Source organism: Pseudomonas sp. ABC1 (assembly GCF_013395055.1).
Taxonomy (GTDB): domain Bacteria; phylum Pseudomonadota; class Gammaproteobacteria; order Pseudomonadales; family Pseudomonadaceae; genus Stutzerimonas.
Genome location: NZ_CP058349.1, coordinates 2,559,481 through 2,577,477, shown reverse-complemented (window position 1 = coordinate 2,577,477; position 17,997 = coordinate 2,559,481). Strand labels below are relative to the sequence as shown.

The following is a 17,997-nucleotide window of genomic DNA, read 5'->3' as shown; positions in this document are numbered from 1 at the left end:
TAGAGGGGGAGGCGTGACGACCTGCCCCTCTTCTCCAATGCCCCATTCTCTGCAGCAGGTACCCATATCCCCTGACAGGAGATACCCAGCCTGTCAGGCCGGACGTTGGGCGTAGGTCGGGATATCGCTTGTGCAGTCGTACCACTCAGCCTTGTCGGCGTGGAATATCTGCATCTGCGGTTTGGCCGGCAAGGGTGTGTCCAGGGTGCCGATGCGCAGCCGGAGGATGTCCGGTGGACCCACGCGCCTGCTGTAGAGCGGCGACGCGCAGGTGCCGCAGAAGTAGCGCAGCACACCGGGCGAGGACTCGAAGCTGCGCAGACTGCCATCGCGATCCTGCAGGCTCAGCGCCTCGGCATCGACCTGCGCCGCAGCAAGAAAGGCACTGCCATTGGCCTTGCGGCAACGCGAACAGTGACAGAAGGCGACCGGCCCCAGCTCACCATCGACATGGTAGGTGATGGAGCCGCACAGACAACTGCCTCGATGCATGATCGTTCTCCGGATAAATGCGTCGGCACAGCGGAATCGCTACACTGCGCCGACCATTTTAGAGCGACGGGCTACAGGCGGAAACGCCCCAGCAGCACCTGCAACTGCCCGCCCAGGCGAGCCAGTTCGACCGACGAAGCGGCCGTCTCTTCGCTGGCTGCGGCGGACTGCTCGGCGACATCGCGCACGTTCAGCACGCTGCGATTGATTTCCTCAGCCACCGAACTCTGCTGTTCGGCAGCCGTGGCGATCTGCTGGTTCATGGCCTGGATCTGCGACACCGTCCGGGTGATCGCATTCAGCTCGTCGCCGGCATTGCGCGCCAGGCCGACGGTCTCACCGGCCATGCGGCGACTGCCTTCCATCATCACCACGGCTTGCTGCGAACCCTGTTGCAGGCTACCGATCAGCTCTTCGATTTCCGCCGTCGACTGCTGGGTACGACTGGCCAGCCCACGCACCTCGTCGGCGACCACGGCGAAACCACGCCCGGCTTCACCGGCACGCGCGGCCTCGATGGCGGCATTGAGCGCCAGCAGGTTGGTCTGCCCGGCGATCTCGTTGATCACTGTCAGTACGCTGCCGATGCGCTCGCTCTCCTTCGACAGCACGTTCACTGCCTCGGCGGAACGGTCGATTTCCTCGGACAACCCGCCCATCTGGCGCACCGCCTGGCTGACCACCGCACTGCCCTTGACCGCCTGCTCGTCGGCCAGACGCGCCGCGTTAGAGGCCTCTTCGGCATTGCGCGCGACCTCCTGCACGGTTGCAGCCATTTCGTTCATTGCCGTAGCGACCTGATCGGTCTCCACCTTCTGGCTGTTGACCCCGGCGCTGGTCTGCTCGGTGACCGCCGACAGCTCTTCCGCCGCCGCCGACAACTGTGTCGTGACCTCGCCCACCTGGGACAGCACCTCGCGCAGGCTGCCGCGCGCCTGCGACAGCGCGCCCAGCAACTGCCCGAACTCATCGTCCCGCGCCTCGACCGGCACATCGCTCAAGTCGCCCTCACCGACACGCCGGGCAATGCCCACCGCCTGGGCCAGAGGCTGGGTGACCTGGCGCGTCATCAACCAACTCACCAACGCACCGAACAGCAGCGCGCCCAACGCCAGGCCGATCGTCAGCAGACGTTTGCCGTCGGTTTCCTCCAGTTGGCGCTGCATCTGGCGTTCCTTGATTGCATTGGCGGCACCGAAGGACAGGTCGAAGTCCTCGGCCATCTGCTGCCGCAGCGACTCGCGCGCCTCGGCAGTCGCGGCCAGTTGCCGTACCAGCGTCAGGTAAACGCCCATCTGCTGTGTGGAGCGGTCCAGCAAGGCACGTTCCGCACTGCTCAAGCGTGGCGACAGGCCTTCGGCCAGCCCGGTGAACACCTGATAGCCCTCTTCGACCCGCGCCAGGTTGGCCGCGGTTTCGTCGATCAGCAGGGCACGTACACGGAAGCGGATCTCACGCAGGCTGCGATTGAAGGCCGAGACCTGTACGGCCGTGGCCGCCAGTTCCGGCTCGATATACGCCTGCAAGAGTCGCTGGCTGTAGGACTGATCCAGCTCGTCCGACGCGGCCAGGGAATCGTTCGCACTGGCGGTCCAGGACGCGCGAATATCCTGCCGGGTCTTCAATACGGCCAGCAGTTGCTCGAAATGCTCCTGGTACTGCCCCATCTCGCGGAAGGCTGTGTTGAAGTGTTCGGCGTCGTACTGCCCGGAGAACAGTGCCTTCTCACGCTCAGCTGTCGCCTTGAAGCGCGCCATACTGGCTAAAAGCTCATCGGCATGGCGTTGCTCGGACGTCTGCTCGAAGCGTACCCGCGAATAGCGGATGTCATTGGCATCGTTGACCATCGCGGTCAGCACATCGAGCTTGTGGCTGCGCTCGCTCAGCACGCTCAGGGTGGAAATGCCTGTCCAGGCCATGATGACCGTCAAGAGCAGGACTGCGGCATACCCTGCCGACAGCTTCAGACCTACCGGTATATTCTTCATTACATCCCCCAACACCGCCGTGGCGGCCCTTGTTGTTCTTATGTCATGGCTGGGTTATCGGCCAGGAGTCGCATCACTCTAGGAGCAGCGACCCTCGCACCGCAATCGCCGCGCAGTATTTTTAACTATCGTTCATATGGCCAGCAGGTTGCTGCTGGGTGATACAGTGGATATTGCCGCCACCCAGCAGGATTTCACGTCCCGGCAACATGACCACTTCACGCTCGGGGAACAGCCCCTGCAGCATCCGCCGCGCAGGCTCATCGCAAGGATCGCCGAATGCCGGTGCGATGATGCCGCCATTGACGATCAGGAAATTCACATAGGAACCCGCCAGCAGAGTGGCCGGATCGCGAGGCTGGGTTCCGGGTACCGACAGCACGCTGGCGCATTCATCGCGCGTCGCATACAGCGGCCCGGGAATCGGCATGCGATGTACCGTCAGGGCGCGCCCCTTGGCATCGGTCTGGGCCTGCAACACCGCCAGGGCCGCCCGGCAGCGCTCGTGGTTGGGATTGCGCCGGTCATCGGTCCAGGCCAGCAGGACTTCCCCCGGCCGCACGAAGCAACAGAAGTTGTCCACATGGCCATCGGTCTCGTCGTTGTAGAGGCCGTGGGGCAGCCAGATCACCTTGTCCACCGCCAGGTGATCGCGCAGCACCTGCTCGATGCCTTCCCGGTCGAGGTGTGGATTGCGATTGGGATTGAGCAGGCATTCCTCGGTGGTGATCAGCGTCCCCTCGCCATCGACATGGATGGCACCGCCCTCCAGCACGAAACCGTCCGTGCGATAGCGCCGGCAACGCTCGATGGCGAGCACCTTGCGCGCCACCTGGTCATCGTTCTGCCAGGGCGCATACAGCCCACCGTCATGCCCTCCCCAGGCATTGAAGGTCCAGTCGATACCCCGCACCTCACCGCTGGCGTTGCGCACGAAGGTCGGGCCGGTATCCCGTGCCCAGGCATCGTCGTTGCTGATTTCCACGACACGGATGGAAGGGTGATCGAGCTGTGCGCAGGCCTGTTCGTACTGCTGTGCCGAGGCGCCGACGGTGACCGGCTCGAAGCGTGCGATGGCACGTGCCACCGCGGCGAAGGCGACCTGCGCCGGGCGTGCCTGCGAGCGCCAGTTGTCCGGCCGCTCGGGCCAGATCATCCAGACCTGCCGTTGCGGCTCCCATTCGGCAGGCATGCGAAAGCCATCGGCGCGAGGTGTGCTCATCAGCATGTTCAGGACTCCAGCGAACCGTCGAGGGTCTTGATCGGCCCATAAAGGTTCGGACGCCGGTCACGGAACACGCCCCAGGCGCTGCGCGTGTGCTCCAGCGCATCGAGGTCGAAGGCCTGCACCAGAATGCCCTCCTCGGTCTCGCTCAGTTCGGCGACCTTGGCACCGAACTGATCGGCAATGAAGGACGAGCCATAGAAGGTGATGTCGTAACCGTCCTGCTCTTCACGACCGATGCGATTGCTGGCGATCAGCGGGATCAGGTTGGCGCCGGCGTGGCCCTGCTGCACCCGCTGCCAGTGATCGCGCGAGGTGATGCTGGCATCGTGCGGCTCGCTGCCAATGGCGGTCGGGTAGAACAGCAGCTCGGCGCCGAGCAGCGCCATGCTGCGGGCGGTCTCGGGGAACCACTGGTCCCAGCAGATGCCGACGCCGATTCTGGCGTAGCGGGTGTTCCACACCTTGAAACCGGTGTCGCCAGGATTGAAGTAATACTTCTCGTGGTAGCCGGGGCCGTCCGGAATATGGCTCTTGCGGTAGATACCCAGGTTGCGGCCATCGGCGTCGATGATGACGATGCTGTTGAAGCGCGCCCGCCCGGCCAGCTCGAAGAAGCTGATCGGCAGCACCACCTGCAACTCCTTGGCCAGCGCCTGGAAGTGCGCAATGGCCGGGTTCTCGTCCACCGGCGTGGCCAGTTGCAGGTAGTCCGGATTGGGCTTCTGGCAGAAATAGGGGGTCTCGAACAGCTCTTGAATCAGGATGATCTGCGCGCCCTGGGCGGCGGCCTCACGCACCAGTTTCTCGGCCGTGGCGATATTGGCCTGGCGATCCCACGAACAGGCCATCTGGGTGGCGGCGACGGTAACGATACGGGGCATGGCGATCCTCTTGGCGGCAAGCGGTGGAACGGATATCGAAAGACGACGAAAGCCCGATCCTACGAAAATACCGCAGGCCGTGATAGGGGCAGGCCTCGGGCCATCCCCACGTCTTCGTACGTAATGTTTTGTTAATGGGGTGCGGAATTTTCCGGCCTCATCCGTCTTTCAGGGTAGAGACACAGCATTACCAGCGTGTTTACCCCAGCCACACAGGACGGTGGCTTACCGACAGGGACGTCATCCGTTCGCCAGACGCCCTTTTCTCTCGCAGCTTCCAGCCCCTTGCCCAGGCGATGCTGGCGCGAGCCTTTTGACATCGAGCTTCCCCTGCGAGCGCCGACAGGATGATAATGCAACAGCTTATCATTGATATCGCCGTCGACAGGAACCGAGATGTCAGAGTCCGCCCCAGGCAAACCCGATGTCGAACGCCTCTACCTCGAACACCATCGCTGGCTGCATGGTTGGCTGCGTAGCCGGCTGAACAGCGCCGACGATGCCGCCGACCTGGCCCAGGACACCTTCCTGCGGGTGCTGCGCAAGCGCCAGCAAAGCGCCATCGGCGAGCCGCGCGCCTACCTGCGCACCATCGCCCGGGGGCTGATGATCGACCTCTGGCGCCACCGCGATATCGAGCGCGCCTGGCTGGAGACTCTGGCCCAGGCTCCCGAGCAACTGGCGCCGTCCGCCGAGACCAGCCTGCTGATCATCGAGACCCTGGTCGAGATCGACCGCATGCTCGACGGTCTCCGGCCGCCCGTGCGCCAGGCCTTCCTGCTGGCGCAACTGGAGGGCATGAGTTGCCCGAAGATCGCCGCGCAGATGGGTATCTCGCTGGCCACGGTCGAGCGCCATATCGCCCTGGCGCTGCGCCACTGCTACCGCCTGGCGTTCGAGCAATAGCCATGGCCGACACCGCACTGCCTGCCTTGCCCGGCGACGTCATCGACCAGGCCATCGACTGGGCGATCCGCCTCACCTACAACCAGGCCGACGCCGAGACCCACGCCGCCTTCGCCGAGTGGCTCGCCCTGCGCGACGAACACCGCCTGGCCTGGCAACGCATCCAGACCCTCGGCGGGCGCTTCGCCGGCCTGCCGCCGGAGCTGGCCCGGCAAACCCTGGCCCGGCTGCCCGAAGCGCGCCTGCAACGGCGCCAGGTATTCCGGCTGCTGGGGCTGTTCGCCGCCGTTGGCGCTGGCGCCTGGGGCGCTCGCGAGACAACACCCTGGCAGCGCCTGGTCGCCGACTACAGCACCCGCACCGGCGAGCATCGGCACTGGCGCCTGGACGACGGCAGCCGTCTCGACCTCAACACCGACAGCGCCGTGGCGCTGCGCTTCGATGCGGGGCAACGGCTGGTGGTGCTGCTGCGTGGCGAACTGCACCTGCACAGCGGCCCGGACAACGGCAGCCCGCACCCACGGCCACTGCGCGTCAGCACCCGCGACGGCCTGCTGGAGGCGCTCGGCACACGCTTCTCGGTACGCCTCGACGAACATGCCAGCCTGCTGGGCGTGAGCGAAGGCGCGGTACGCCTGCAACCCCAGGGCGGCGGTAGCACGGCCATCGCCCAGGCGGGAGAAAGCTGGCGCCTGGACAGCATCCAGGCTCGCCGCCTGGACACCCCGGCCCCCAGCGCCAGTTGGCGCGATGGCCTGCTGCTGGCCCGCGGGCAACCACTGGCCGAACTCCTTGCCGAACTGAACCGTTACCGCCATGGCCACCTTGGTTGCGACCCGGCCATCGCCAGCCTGCCGATCAGCGGCAACTTCCAGCTCGACGACATCGACGCCACCCTGCGCTTCATCGCCCAGGCCCACGGCCTGCAACTGCACCGCGTGACGCGCTACTGGGTACGCCTGAGCGCGGCCTGAAGGCCCCGCCTCATACGCCCCGGAAGATAAGAAGATCTATCGCACGCAAATGAGGGGATTTTCATATTCGCCCGGCATGCCTCGGTAACACTCCGATAACTGCCAACGGGAACCCACCTGTGAACACTCGAAAACCTTCCGCCGCACAGCCTGCCGCACTGAAAACGGCGATTCGCCATGCCCTGTTGTGCCTGAGCCTGGGGCTCACCGTGCTGCCCCATGCACAGGCCGCCGAAGACAAGGCCGTCCAGCTCGACATCGCCGCCGGTAGCCTGGATGCGGTGCTGAGCCAGTTCAGCCGCAGCAGCGGCCTGAACATCGCGTTCGACCGGGCCGACCTCGCTGGCAAGAACAGCCCCGGCCTGCACGGCAGCTACAGCACAGCGGAAGCCCTGGCCAGGCTGCTCTCGGGCAGCGGACTGCAGGCCGTTCCCCTGTCGGGCGGTGGATATCGTTTGATCGAACGCAGCAACAATGAAAGCGCCCTGGCGCTGGAGGCGACCAGCATCAGTGCCCAGGGACTGAGGCGCAGCGCTGCCACGGAAGGCACAGGCGCCTACACCACCGGTGAAGTGCAGTCGGCAACCAAGCTGCCCCTGTCGCTCAAGGAGACACCGCAATCGGTGACCGTCATGACACGTCAGCGCATGGATGACCAGCACCTGTCCAGCATCACGGATGTGCTGAACCAGACGCCGGGTATCACCATGTCGCAGGATGGTGGAGAACGTTTCAACATCTATTCCCGCGGCAGTGCCATCAACAATTACCAATTCGACGGCGTCAACACCAGCCAGCAGAACGAGACCCGCAATATGCCCAGCACACTGCTGGACATGGCCCTGTATGACCGCATCGAAATCGTCCGTGGCGCGACCGGACTGATGACCGGCGCGGGGGAGCCCGGGGGGGTGGTCAACCTGATCCGCAAGAAACCCACTCACGAGTTCAAGTCCTACATCAAGGCCAGCATCGGCTCCTGGGACAACTACCGTAGCGAAGCAGACGTATCCGGCCCCCTGACCGAGACCGGCAATGTGCGCGGACGTTTGGTGGTGGCCAAGCAGGACAATCACTCGTACATGGACTGGTACGACCAGAAGCGGGAGATCCTCTATGGGGTCGTCGAGGCGGACCTGAGCGAAACCACCCTCGTGCGCTTCGGCGTCGATTACCAGAAGTACAGGTCGGCCGGTTCGCCAGGCGTTCCGCTGCTGTTCACCAGTGGCAAGCAGACGGACTTCTCACGCTCCACCACGTCTGGTGCCCGGTGGATGTATGACGACATCGAGACGATGAACTACACCGCCACGCTGGAACAGCAACTGGCCGATGACTGGATGCTCAAGGTCGCCACCAACTACATGGACGTCGACCGTGACGCCGACCTGGGCTGGTACCGCAGCACCTCTGGCGTCTCCTACCTGAACGAAGCCACCGGTGTGGCCAGTGCCGAACGGGCGAAGATCTCCGCAGAGCAGCTCCAGCGAGGCGTGGATGTGAACCTGCAAGGCACCTATGAACTGCTGGGGCGCAACCACGACCTGGTCGTCGGGTACAACTACTCGGACTACGAGAACAACCATGACTCACTGAGCGGCGGCAACACCAACTTCAACTTCTACACATGGGACAACTACCTGGCACGCGATAGCTATCGCCCCTCGGTGCTGCTGGATATCACGACCCGGCAAAGCGGGTACTTCGTGGCGAATCGCTTCAACCTCACTGACGAACTGCACCTGCTGCTGGGCGCCAGGGTGTCGAACTACAGCTACGACTACAGCTTCACTTCGCGTATCAGCGGCCTCAACACACCCCGCAAGATGCGTGAAACGGGTGAGGTCACGCCTTACACCGGCCTGGTGTACGACCTGACGCCGGAACAGTCCGTCTACGCCAGCTATACCGATATCTTCCAGCCACAGTCCTCTCAGGACAAAGATGGCCAGGTACTCGCCCCGGTGATCGGCAAGAACTACGAAATGGGCTGGAAAGGCGAGTTCTACAATGGCCGCCTGAATACCAGCGCGGCTGTATTCGTGGTGGAGCGGGACAACTTCGCGGAACTGGACCCTGGCCAGATAACGCCGTCAGGCACATCGGCCTACCGGGCAGTCGACGGGGCAAAGACCAAAGGATTCGACCTTGAAGTTGCAGGCGAGATCGCTCCGGGCTGGAACGTGCAGACCGGGTACAGCCATGCCCGTACCGAAAACGCCAACGGGGTACGCCTGAACACCCAGTTGCCCATGGACACCTTCCGTCTGTGGACAAGCTACCGGCTACCGAACGCGTGGGAAAAACTCACCGTGGGAGGAGGTGTCAGCTGGGATTCGAGCAAATCGCTGACATTCCCCAATATCAACAACGCCAAGGTCAAGGACGACGATTACGCGATTGCCAGCCTGATGGCTCGCTATCAGATCAACCAGCAGCTGGCCGCAACCGTAAACCTGAACAATCTGTTCGATGAAAAATATTACACCGGCATGGCCGGCAGCTACGGCCACTATGGCGCGCCACGCAATGCAACCCTAGACCTCCGCTACGACTTCTAGGCAAACCCTGCGAGCCAACGTCACTCACCCTCCGGATAAGCGATTCTGGCCCGCGAAGAAGTCATCGCGGCGCCCGGCCTCAGCAAGCCTTTCCGGCCCTGGGGCCTGCTTCCTTCCCAACACCCCGCCCCAGTCGGTTGATCCACAGCGACGCAAGGATCACTGCACCGCCCAGGGCCAGGCGCGGCAGGTCTGCATCGCGGTTCCAGATCAGCAGGTTGACCAGCAACCCCGCCGGCACATGCAGCTCATTGAGCACCGCCAGCGTGCCGGCATCCACCCGCACGCTGCCCTTGACCCACCAGAACATGCCCAGCGCGGTGGCGAACAGCCCCATCCACAGCAGCACGCCCCACTGCACCAGGGTGTGCGGCAGCTTGTCGGGGTTGCCGAACAGCAGGAAGGACGGCACCACCAGCACCATCGCCCCAAGGAAGAAATGCCCGAAGAAGCGGTGCAACGGCTGCTCCACCGGGTAGCGCGCCAGCAGCTGGCGACACAGCACTTGGCCGGCGGCGAAGGTGATATTGGCCAGTTGCAGCAGCAGGAAGCCGATCAGGTATTCGCCCTCCAGCCGCTCGAAGCGGATGATCACCCCGCCGCCCACGGCCACCAGCGCCGCCAGCAGCGACCAGGGGTTGAAGCGCCGCGCCAGGGCATCGTCGAGGAGGGTCACGTAGATCGGCGTCAGCACCGTGAACAGCAGCACTTCCGGCACCGTCAGCACCGTGAAGCTGCGGTACAGGCACAGGTAGGTCACGCCGAACTGCAACGCCCCCGCCAGCCAGAAACCCGCCAGCAGCCGCAATGGCAGGCCGCGCCAGAGGGTAAAGGGCAGGAACACCAAAGCAGCCACCGCCACCCGCGCCAGCACGGCGAAATCACTGTCCACCTGCCCCGCCAGGTATTCGCCGATCAGGCTGAAGGAAAACGCCCAGAGCAGGGTAACGAGCAACAAATAGCGCATGGCGCGGCGAACTCCCGGAATACGACAGCCGCGCATCATAGCGCGCTTGAGCGCGGGCAATCCTGTAAAACCCCGGCTTGGTTGGGAATCGAGCGGTGCCTGTTGGGGAGTCTCTTGCAACCGGGTTGGCAAGTGAGTTTGTACTTGTGCATAGAGGCGATTGCGTTGCCCTGAGGTTCGCGGCGTTGCGAGCTCGGTCAACCCCTCTACGAAACACGCATGAACCCATCCATGGGGCTCTTCGTCGGCGTCCCTGCCGACGAAGGTTTCTCCGAGGGGTTGACCGAGCTCGCGGCAAATACCGAAGTGGCCATGGGAAAAAGCATCACATCAGAACAACACCACTCGTCGTTCCCGCGAAGGCGGGAACCCAGGTGCGCAGACTTATGGTCAACGCGCTTTTCTATAGACACCGCTGAAGACGGCTGTGGAATGCCAGGCCCCGTCCCGCCACCTGGCATTCGCACAGAAGCGCCGCTCCTGAGGCCAAGCCGTACGGCTGATTGGCCAGGGACAACGTTGCCAATCCAGCCTCAACCTTCAGATAACGCAATCCCTTTCCAACACCGACTACCTATAAAGACGGTTGAGCCCCGAAAAACCCGCACCTGCTTCATGGGAATTTGCATTCCTTACACTTTCCCGCGCCTTTTCAGCATGAGCGCTTGCCTGACGTTGCCCTTCATGTTTTGATTCCGCGCATTAAATTTCGAACCGAAACTTTTCTATGTCGAAACGCAACACCGCGCAACGCCGCCACACCATCCTCGCCTTGCTCGCCGAGCAGGGCGAGGTCAGCGTGGATGAGCTGTCGCGGCGTTTCGACACCTCCGAGGTGACCATCCGCAAGGATCTCACCGCCCTAGAGAAGAATGGCCTGCTGCTGCGCCGCTACGGTGGCGCGGTGCCCTTGCCGCAGGAACTGATCGGCGACGACAGCCAGCCGGTGTCGAAATACAAGCAGGCCATCGCCCGGGCCGGTGTAGCGCGCATTCGCGAGCATGCGCGGATCATCATCGACAGCGGCACCACCACCGCGGCGATGATCCCGTTGCTGGGGCACCAGCCCGGCCTGGTGGTGATGACCAACTCGCTGAACGTCGCCAACGCCCTGCGCGAAATCGAACACGAGCCGGTGCTGCTGATGACCGGTGGCACCTGGGACCCGCACTCGGAGTCCTTCCAGGGCCAGGTCGCCGAGCAGGTGTTGCGCTCCTACGACTTCGACCAGTTGTTCATCGGCGCCGATGGCATCGACCTGGCGCGTGGCACCACCACCTTCAATGAACTGCTCGGCCTTTCGCGGGTCATGGCGGAGGTCGCCCGGGAAGTGGTGGTGATGGTCGAGAGCGACAAGATCGGCCGACGCATTCCCAACCTGGAGTTGCCCTGGGGCAGCATCCACACTTTGATTACCGACGAGCGCCTCGACGACGAGGCCCGTGAACAGATAACGGCGCGCGGCATCCTGCTGATCTGCGCGACCGTGGAACCCTCCTGAGGAGAACAGCATGTGCGGAATCGTAGGCGCGGTCGCCGAACGTAATGTCACCCCGATCCTGATCGAAGGCCTCAAGCGCCTGGAATACCGTGGCTACGACAGCGCCGGCGTGGCCCTGATCGACGCGGCCCAGCAACTGCACCGCAGCCGTCGCGCCGGCAAGGTCGCCGAGCTGGAGGCCGCCCTCGCCGCCGAGCCCCTGGCCGGCCGCCTGGGCATCGCCCACACGCGCTGGGCCACCCATGGCGCGCCGACCGAGACCAATGCGCACCCTCACTTCTCAGGCAGCGAACTGGCGGTGGTGCACAACGGCATCATCGAGAACCACGAAGCCCTGCGCGAGCAGTTGAAAGCCAAGGGCTACGTCTTCACCTCGCAGACCGACACCGAAGTCATCGTCCACCTGCTGGCGGAAAAACTGAAAACCACCGACGACCTGGGCGACGCTCTCAAGCAGGCGGTCAAGGAACTGCATGGCGCCTACGGCCTGGCCGTGATCAGCACACGCCAGCCGGATCGCCTGCTCGCCGCCCGCAGCGGCAGCCCGCTGGTGATCGGCCTGGGCCTGGGCGAGAACTTCCTGGCCTCCGACCAGTTGGCGCTGCGCCAGGTCACCGACCGCTTCGTCTACCTGGAAGAAGGCGACATCGCCGAAATCCGCCGTGACCGCCTGAGCATCTGGGATGTCGACGGCAAGCGCGTCGAGCGTGAGCAGGTGCAGTACCACGAAGGCGCCGAGGCGGCGGACAAGGGCGAATACCGCCACTTCATGCTCAAGGAAATCCACGAGCAGCCCAAGGTCGTGCAACGCACCCTGGAAAGCCGCCTGGCCGACGACCACGTGCTGGTGCAGGCCTTCGGCCCGCAGGCGGCCGAGCTGTTCGCACGGGTGCGCAACGTGCAGATCGTCGCCTGCGGCACCAGCTACCACGCGGGCATGGTGGCCCGTTACTGGCTGGAAGACCTGGCCGGCATCCCCTGCCAGATAGAGGTGGCCAGCGAATTCCGCTACCGCAAGGTGGTGGTGCAGCCCGACACCCTGTTCGTCACCATCTCCCAGTCCGGCGAGACTGCCGACACCCTGGCCGCCCTGCGCAATGCCAAGGCCGCCGGCGGCTACCTGGCCAGCCTGGCGATCTGCAACGTCGGCACCAGCTCACTGGTGCGCGAATCCGACCTGACCCTGCTGACCCTGGCCGGCCCGGAAATCGGCGTGGCCTCGACCAAGGCCTTCACCACGCAACTGGTCGGCCTGCTGCTGCTGACCCTGGCCCTCGGCCAGGTGCGCGGGCAACTGGACGCCGAACTGCGCGCCGAACTGGTGGAAGAACTGCGCCGCCTGCCGACCCGACTGGGCGAGGCGCTGGCGATGGAGCGCACCATCGAGAAAGTCTCCGAGCTGTTCGCCGAGAAGCACCACACGCTGTTCCTCGGCCGTGGCGCGCAGTACCCGGTGGCGATGGAAGGCGCACTCAAGCTCAAGGAAATCTCCTACATCCACGCCGAAGCCTACCCGGCCGGCGAACTCAAGCACGGCCCGCTGGCCCTGGTGGACGCCGACATGCCGGTGGTCACCGTAGCGCCGAACAACGAGTTGCTGGAGAAGCTCAAGTCCAACCTGCAGGAAGTCCGCGCGCGTGGCGGCGAACTGATCGTCTTCGCCGACGAACAGGCGGCCCTAGACAACGGCGCAGGCACCCACGTGGTGAGCATGCCGCATATCCACGACATCCTCGCGCCGATCCTCTACACCCTGCCGCTGCAACTGCTGTCCTACTACGTGGCCGTTCTGCGCGGCACCGACGTCGACCAGCCGCGCAACCTGGCCAAGAGCGTAACGGTGGAGTGAGAGCAGAAACGGGAATGCAACAAGTGTGGGATGCAAATAAAGTTTCATCCGTACAAATAAAGTATCATCCTTATAAATAAAGTTTCATCCTAAGCCTGCGTCCGCTATGTTGAGGTCATCGACACAGCGGGTGCAGGCTTTCTCATGTCTGGAACATTCAAGGGTCTGACTCAGGCTCAGATTGACAGAAGGCTCAAGGACGGGCGTGGCCAAGGCCAGGGATCGGACCACAAGCCGTTCATCTACACCAGAGATGTATCCTCGCTGGGGTGCTCCCACCGGCTGCCAGGTAGCAAGACCCGACGTCTGCACCATCTTCTATCCGATCTTGAACTGGCTATCTTCCTGACCTTGGATCGGTCTCCCCATGTCACCGATATCCGTGAACAGTTCCCGATGCGGGTCGAAGATACGGTGCGCATCGCAGAGGAGCTTGGCCTGCCTCACGGGCGTTACCAGGGCACTCCGCAGGTACTGACCAGCGACTTCCTAGTGGATTTCGAAGATCCTCAGCGCCCGAGGGTGGCGATTCAAGCCAAGTACAGTGCCGACCTGCAGAAGCCTGAAGTTATCGAGAGGCTTGAGCTTGAAAGGCGCTACTGGCAGGAAAAAGATATTCCCTGGAGCATTGTCACGGAGCGCGAGGTATCCAGGGTGGCATTTGCCAATATCCAATGGCTCTATCCTGCCCATGCTGAAGACGACATCTCTCAGGACGATCTAGGCCATTACCAGCAGCTGTTTTTGTTCGAGTTTCAGCGCTACCCGGATCTGAAGCTGACCGCTATTGCTCAAGCACTGGATACCTCCGGCCAGCTGGAGGCTGGTCAGGCGCTCTATTGGCTACGTCAGTTGCTGGCCCGGCACTACTTCCTTTTCGATCTAGACATCCCTTACCGGGAGCTGAAGCCGAAAGACCTGGTTGCCAGCGTTCATCAACTGAATCAGGAACTGAGCAGTGTTTCCCGTTAATCAGGTGTTCCGGATGGGGGAACTGCGAAAGCGCCTGCTCTGGTCCGGTACCGAGCAGGCCATCTGGATCGATATCGATTCGGACACGGCGTTACCCGAATCGATATTGATTGCAGAGCTGGAGCGTCTGCTCATGGAGAGGGAACTGGAGAGCATTGCCGATCCCTTCGAGGAGACAGTCCTACGGGAGGTAGAGGAAGGTTCCCCTGACCAGCAGAAGCGTGATGAAGCCTGGGCAATGCTGGCGAATTTTGTGCACGATCCCCTGCTTTTCATGCGGCGTCCCAGGGGGCTCATTATCCGAGGCATCATGGAGCGCCATAGCGTTACCAATCAGACGGTGTACAGGTTGCTGAGGCGCTACTGGCAGCGGGGCATGTGCAGGAACGCCCTCTTGCCGGACTATGTCAACTCCGGCGCCCGTGGCAAGCGCCGAACGCCGAGCCAGGCCAAGCTGGGCAGACCCAGGGTGGTGAGGGAGGGGCAAGGGAGCAATGTCACGCCTGACATCGAGCGAATTTTTCGCCGGGTCATCGAGGAGCGTTTGCTCAAGGAAAAGCATCCATCCATTCCTGATGCCTACGCCTCCGGGCTGAACCTGCTCCGTGCCGTTCTACCGGGGCTGCCAACCACCGAGCTGCCTACATTGGGGCAGTTCCGTTACTTCTATGCGCGCGAATATCACTTCACCGACACCTTGCCGCGAAGGATGTCCGCAGTAGATTTTGCCAAGGACTACCGGCCGCTCAGCAGCACATCGACGACCGAGACATTGGGTCCCGGATACCGTTACCAGATAGATGCCACCATCGCCGATATCTACCTGGTTTCAGAACATGATTGCAGCCTTATCGTCGGCAGGCCTGTCGTTTACATGGTGATCGACGTGTTCAGCCGCATGGTGGTCGGTATGTACGTCGGATTCGAGGGACCGTCCTGGATAAGCGCCATGGTGGCATTAGCCAACACGGTCGCTGACAAGGTCGAGTATTGTCGCCAGTATGATGTGGAGATCGATGCTAGCGACTGGCCGGTCAAAGGTTTGCCGGATGTGGTGCTGGCCGATAAGGGCGAACTGAACGGCACCAAGGTGGATGCATTTTCGCAAGCCTTCGGCGTTCGCATCGAGAACGCACCGGCCAGACGCGGGGATGCCAAGGGCATAGTTGAGCGCTATTTCCGGACGGTGCAGGAGCGTTTCAAGCCCTATGCCAGCGGAGTGGTTGAGGACACCACTAGCCGGAAGCGGGGTGGTCACGACTACAGGCTTGATGCCAGTCTGACCTTGCCCGAATTCACGAAGCTCATCATCGCCGGCATCCTCTATCACAACAACTTCCATACCTTGAGCAAATACGACAGGGCTGCAGGGATGCCGGGCGACCTGCCGGCCATCCCGGTCACTCTGTGGAACTGGGGCCTTGCCAACCTGACTGGCCGGTTACGGACTGCTCCTGAGGAACTGGTGCGGATCAATCTATTGCCCCATGAATCGGCCACGGTTTCGGAGTTGGGAATCAGACTATTTGGCTGCTTTTACACCTGTCAGGAGGCACTCAGGGAGGGCTGGTTCCACCGTGGCCAGGGGCGCCGGCCGACAGGGGTAACGGTCGCATATGATCCGCGTAGCGCCGACCACATCTACCTGCGGCCGTCTAATAGTCTCAAGGATTACTGGGTTTGCGATCTTGCCGACCGCAGTAGACGCTTCAGGGGGATGACCTTCTGGGATATCTGGTTGCTGTCCAGAGCGGAACGGCGTAGCGATACCAACGCGGCAGCGGAAGCTTTGGCTGAGAGAGGCAATCTTCTTAAGCGGATCGAGTCCGTCGTGGCTCAGGCCGAGGATGCCAGCCCGATCAAAAAGGGTATGAGCACGAAGGATCTGGGAACCCAGATCCGCGAGAACAAGCAGCAGGAAAAACGCCAGGAACGTCAGAAAACAGCATTCAAACCGGGTAAAGCACAGCAGGAAAAGCCTGCCGAAGTGATCCCGCTGCGGGGTGAGAAGCAGGAAGATTATGCCTACCCAGGTTTCAGTGACCTGATATTCAAGGAGGAAGAGGATGACTGAAGAGTTCAAGTGCGGAGTCATTCCTCTGGCGCGTTACCAAGAGCAGCAGCTTCCCGAGTATCAGGACAATCCGCTCATCAGCGCATTGCCCCCGATTCCAGATCTGCAGGAGGTGGTTGGTCTATTGCAGCAGCTTCCCGGTTTCGATCCGCAGGAGGTGCTTCTGGATGGTCGGCTGAGGGCGCATGCCATTGCCCGCCTGTTGCACGGTTTCTTCCAGCCGCTGAGCCATCACTTGGAGCTGGAGAGCAAGATCAGTCTGATGATTCGTCAGGGCTACATCGGTCGGAATCCGGCCAGCGGTGCTTGGTATGCGCACCTGCAGAATGGCTATCGCCGTGTCGAAGAGGAGGATTTAGATGCGGCGGTGTATCAGAGTGTCTCCTCTACAGCCAATAGCCTGTCGCTGTTCGGCTGCTCCGGTTGCGGCAAGACACGCACGTTGGAGCGGATTCTGGGCATGTATCCCAAAGCCCTTCATCACCCTGATTACAACATTACCCAACTGGTCTACCTGAAGATCGACTGCCCAATTGACGGTGACTTGGATGAGCTGTGCCTGAGCTTCTTCAACGAAGTAGACAAGATCCTGGGTACCCACTATAGCCGTAGCCACGGACGCAAGAAGCTGGGTACTAAACGTCTGCTGGCATCCATGTGCCAGGTGGCCAATCTGCACGCGCTCGGAGTGCTGATCATCGACGAGGTTCAGAACCTCAACGAGGCACGCTCCGGTGGTGCCGAAAAAATGCACAATTTCTTCGTGTCGCTGGTGAACACCATCGGTGTTCCGATCATTCAGGTCGGCACCCACCGAGCCAGCAAGTTCTTCCAGCGCACGTTCCGGGCTGCTCGGCGGGTCTCCGGGTTGGGCAGCATCCGCTGGGACAGGTTGCCTCGGGACGAGCATTGGAAGCGTTTGTTGAAGCGGCTCTGGAAGTACCAGTGGCTGCGAAATGCAGCGCCGCTGGATGACGAACTAGAGGCGACGATGTACGACCTCACTCAGGGGGTCATGGATATCGTCATCAAGCTGTTCGCGCTGGCGCAGATCCGGGCGATAGTGACAGGTGTCGAGTGCATCAAGCCGCTGTTGCTGCGCAGGGTTTTCGAGGACGAGTTCAAACCGGTCCATCCGATGCTGGCGGCCTTGCGGAGCGGTAGGCCCGAACTGATCGCCAAATATGACGACCTGCTGATGCCAGAGATCGAGGGACGGTTGCTGACCCTGACGCGCTCTCTGGATAGCGTCGTCCAACCGAAACCGCCGGCCCCTCCGGTTGATGACAAGGCCAAGCAGCTGGCCATTCTGCTCGATGGTATGGAAATCCCGAGGGACATCGCCATTCCCATGGCCGATAAATTGTTGGCGGAGTATCCGGACATCCCGCTGGCGGCCCTGATTCACAAGGCCACGGCCTACCTCGTGCAGGACGTTCCCAAGAGGCCCGGCATTTCCAGAGTTAAGCGGACGGAGTGGGGGTGCCTATCCGAGGAGGATCTGCGCCGACGTTATGCCGATGGGCCTGAAAGCGAGGCCTATGACAGATTCAAGCAGGCTGGCTTGATCCTCGATCTACGGCCTCTGCTGAAGGCAAGCTGAC

General features: G+C 62.4%; 13 protein-coding genes and 1 pseudogene. 8 read left to right on the top strand and 6 right to left on the bottom strand.

Features of this window, described 5'->3' with window-relative positions; translation table 11 throughout:
* Positions 1-93: 93 nt before the first annotated feature.
* The 5 genes and pseudogenes from HW090_RS11340 to aguB all read right to left on the bottom strand — a co-directional run bounded on the left by HW090_RS11340 (position 94) and on the right by aguB (position 4,589).
* Positions 94-492 (bottom strand): GFA family protein, encoded by a 399-nt coding sequence (locus HW090_RS11340; RefSeq protein ID WP_179113632.1) that lies wholly within the window; start codon positions 490-492, stop codon positions 94-96.
* A gap of 71 nt (positions 493-563) precedes the next feature.
* Positions 564-1,268 carry a methyl-accepting chemotaxis protein gene (locus HW090_RS18180; protein WP_373416395.1) on the bottom strand — a complete coding sequence of 235 codons (705 nt, stop codon included), beginning with the start codon at positions 1,266-1,268 and terminating at the stop codon, positions 564-566.
* 198 nt (positions 1,269-1,466) lie between these two features.
* A pseudogene (locus HW090_RS18175) lies at positions 1,467-2,339 on the bottom strand (methyl-accepting chemotaxis protein); the annotation flags it as partial.
* 262 nt (positions 2,340-2,601) lie between these two features.
* Positions 2,602-3,708: an agmatine deiminase gene (aguA, locus tag HW090_RS11330; protein ID WP_373416347.1), complete on the bottom strand. Its 1,107-nt coding sequence runs from the start codon at positions 3,706-3,708 to the stop codon at positions 2,602-2,604.
* A 2-nt stretch (positions 3,709-3,710) separates the two neighbouring features.
* Positions 3,711-4,589: an N-carbamoylputrescine amidase gene (gene aguB / locus HW090_RS11325; protein WP_179113630.1), complete on the bottom strand. Its 879-nt coding sequence runs from the start codon at positions 4,587-4,589 to the stop codon at positions 3,711-3,713.
* A gap of 396 nt (positions 4,590-4,985) precedes the next feature.
* Between aguB and HW090_RS11320 the strand changes: the two genes are divergently transcribed.
* The 3 genes from HW090_RS11320 to HW090_RS11310 all read left to right on the top strand — a co-directional run bounded on the left by HW090_RS11320 (position 4,986) and on the right by HW090_RS11310 (position 9,030).
* A complete protein-coding gene (locus HW090_RS11320; RefSeq protein ID WP_179113629.1) occupies positions 4,986-5,495 on the top strand; it encodes a sigma-70 family RNA polymerase sigma factor in 510 nt (169 codons plus the stop codon).
* 2 nt (positions 5,496-5,497) lie between these two features.
* Complete coding sequence (locus HW090_RS11315) at positions 5,498-6,469, top strand: FecR domain-containing protein (protein WP_179113628.1); 972 nt, start codon at positions 5,498-5,500, stop codon at positions 6,467-6,469.
* A gap of 119 nt (positions 6,470-6,588) precedes the next feature.
* Complete coding sequence (locus tag HW090_RS11310) at positions 6,589-9,030, top strand: TonB-dependent siderophore receptor (protein WP_179113627.1); 2,442 nt, start codon at positions 6,589-6,591, stop codon at positions 9,028-9,030.
* A gap of 79 nt (positions 9,031-9,109) precedes the next feature.
* Here HW090_RS11310 and HW090_RS11305 read toward each other — a convergent pair whose 3' ends face one another.
* Complete coding sequence (locus tag HW090_RS11305; RefSeq protein ID WP_179113626.1) at positions 9,110-9,997, bottom strand: carboxylate/amino acid/amine transporter; 888 nt, start codon at positions 9,995-9,997, stop codon at positions 9,110-9,112.
* Between the two features lie 727 nt (positions 9,998-10,724).
* On the opposite strand from HW090_RS11305, the gene HW090_RS11300 reads away from it, so the two are divergent.
* The 5 genes from HW090_RS11300 to HW090_RS11280 all read left to right on the top strand — a co-directional run bounded on the left by HW090_RS11300 (position 10,725) and on the right by HW090_RS11280 (position 17,996).
* Positions 10,725-11,498, top strand: a complete 774-nt coding sequence (locus HW090_RS11300) for a DeoR/GlpR family DNA-binding transcription regulator (RefSeq protein ID WP_179113625.1) — start codon at positions 10,725-10,727, stop codon at positions 11,496-11,498.
* A gap of 10 nt (positions 11,499-11,508) precedes the next feature.
* Positions 11,509-13,347: a glutamine--fructose-6-phosphate transaminase (isomerizing) gene (glmS, locus tag HW090_RS11295; RefSeq protein WP_179113624.1), complete on the top strand. Its 1,839-nt coding sequence runs from the start codon at positions 11,509-11,511 to the stop codon at positions 13,345-13,347.
* 144 nt (positions 13,348-13,491) lie between these two features.
* Complete coding sequence (locus tag HW090_RS11290) at positions 13,492-14,319, top strand: TnsA endonuclease N-terminal domain-containing protein (RefSeq protein ID WP_179113623.1); 828 nt, start codon at positions 13,492-13,494, stop codon at positions 14,317-14,319.
* A gap of 13 nt (positions 14,320-14,332) precedes the next feature.
* Positions 14,333-16,393: a Mu transposase C-terminal domain-containing protein gene (locus HW090_RS11285; protein WP_179113622.1), complete on the top strand. Its 2,061-nt coding sequence runs from the start codon at positions 14,333-14,335 to the stop codon at positions 16,391-16,393.
* Positions 16,386-17,996 carry an ATP-binding protein gene (locus HW090_RS11280; protein ID WP_179113621.1) on the top strand — a complete coding sequence of 537 codons (1,611 nt, stop codon included), beginning with the start codon at positions 16,386-16,388 and terminating at the stop codon, positions 17,994-17,996. Before HW090_RS11285 ends, HW090_RS11280 begins: the two co-directional genes overlap by 8 nt.
* The last annotated feature ends 1 nt before the right edge of the window (position 17,997 follow it).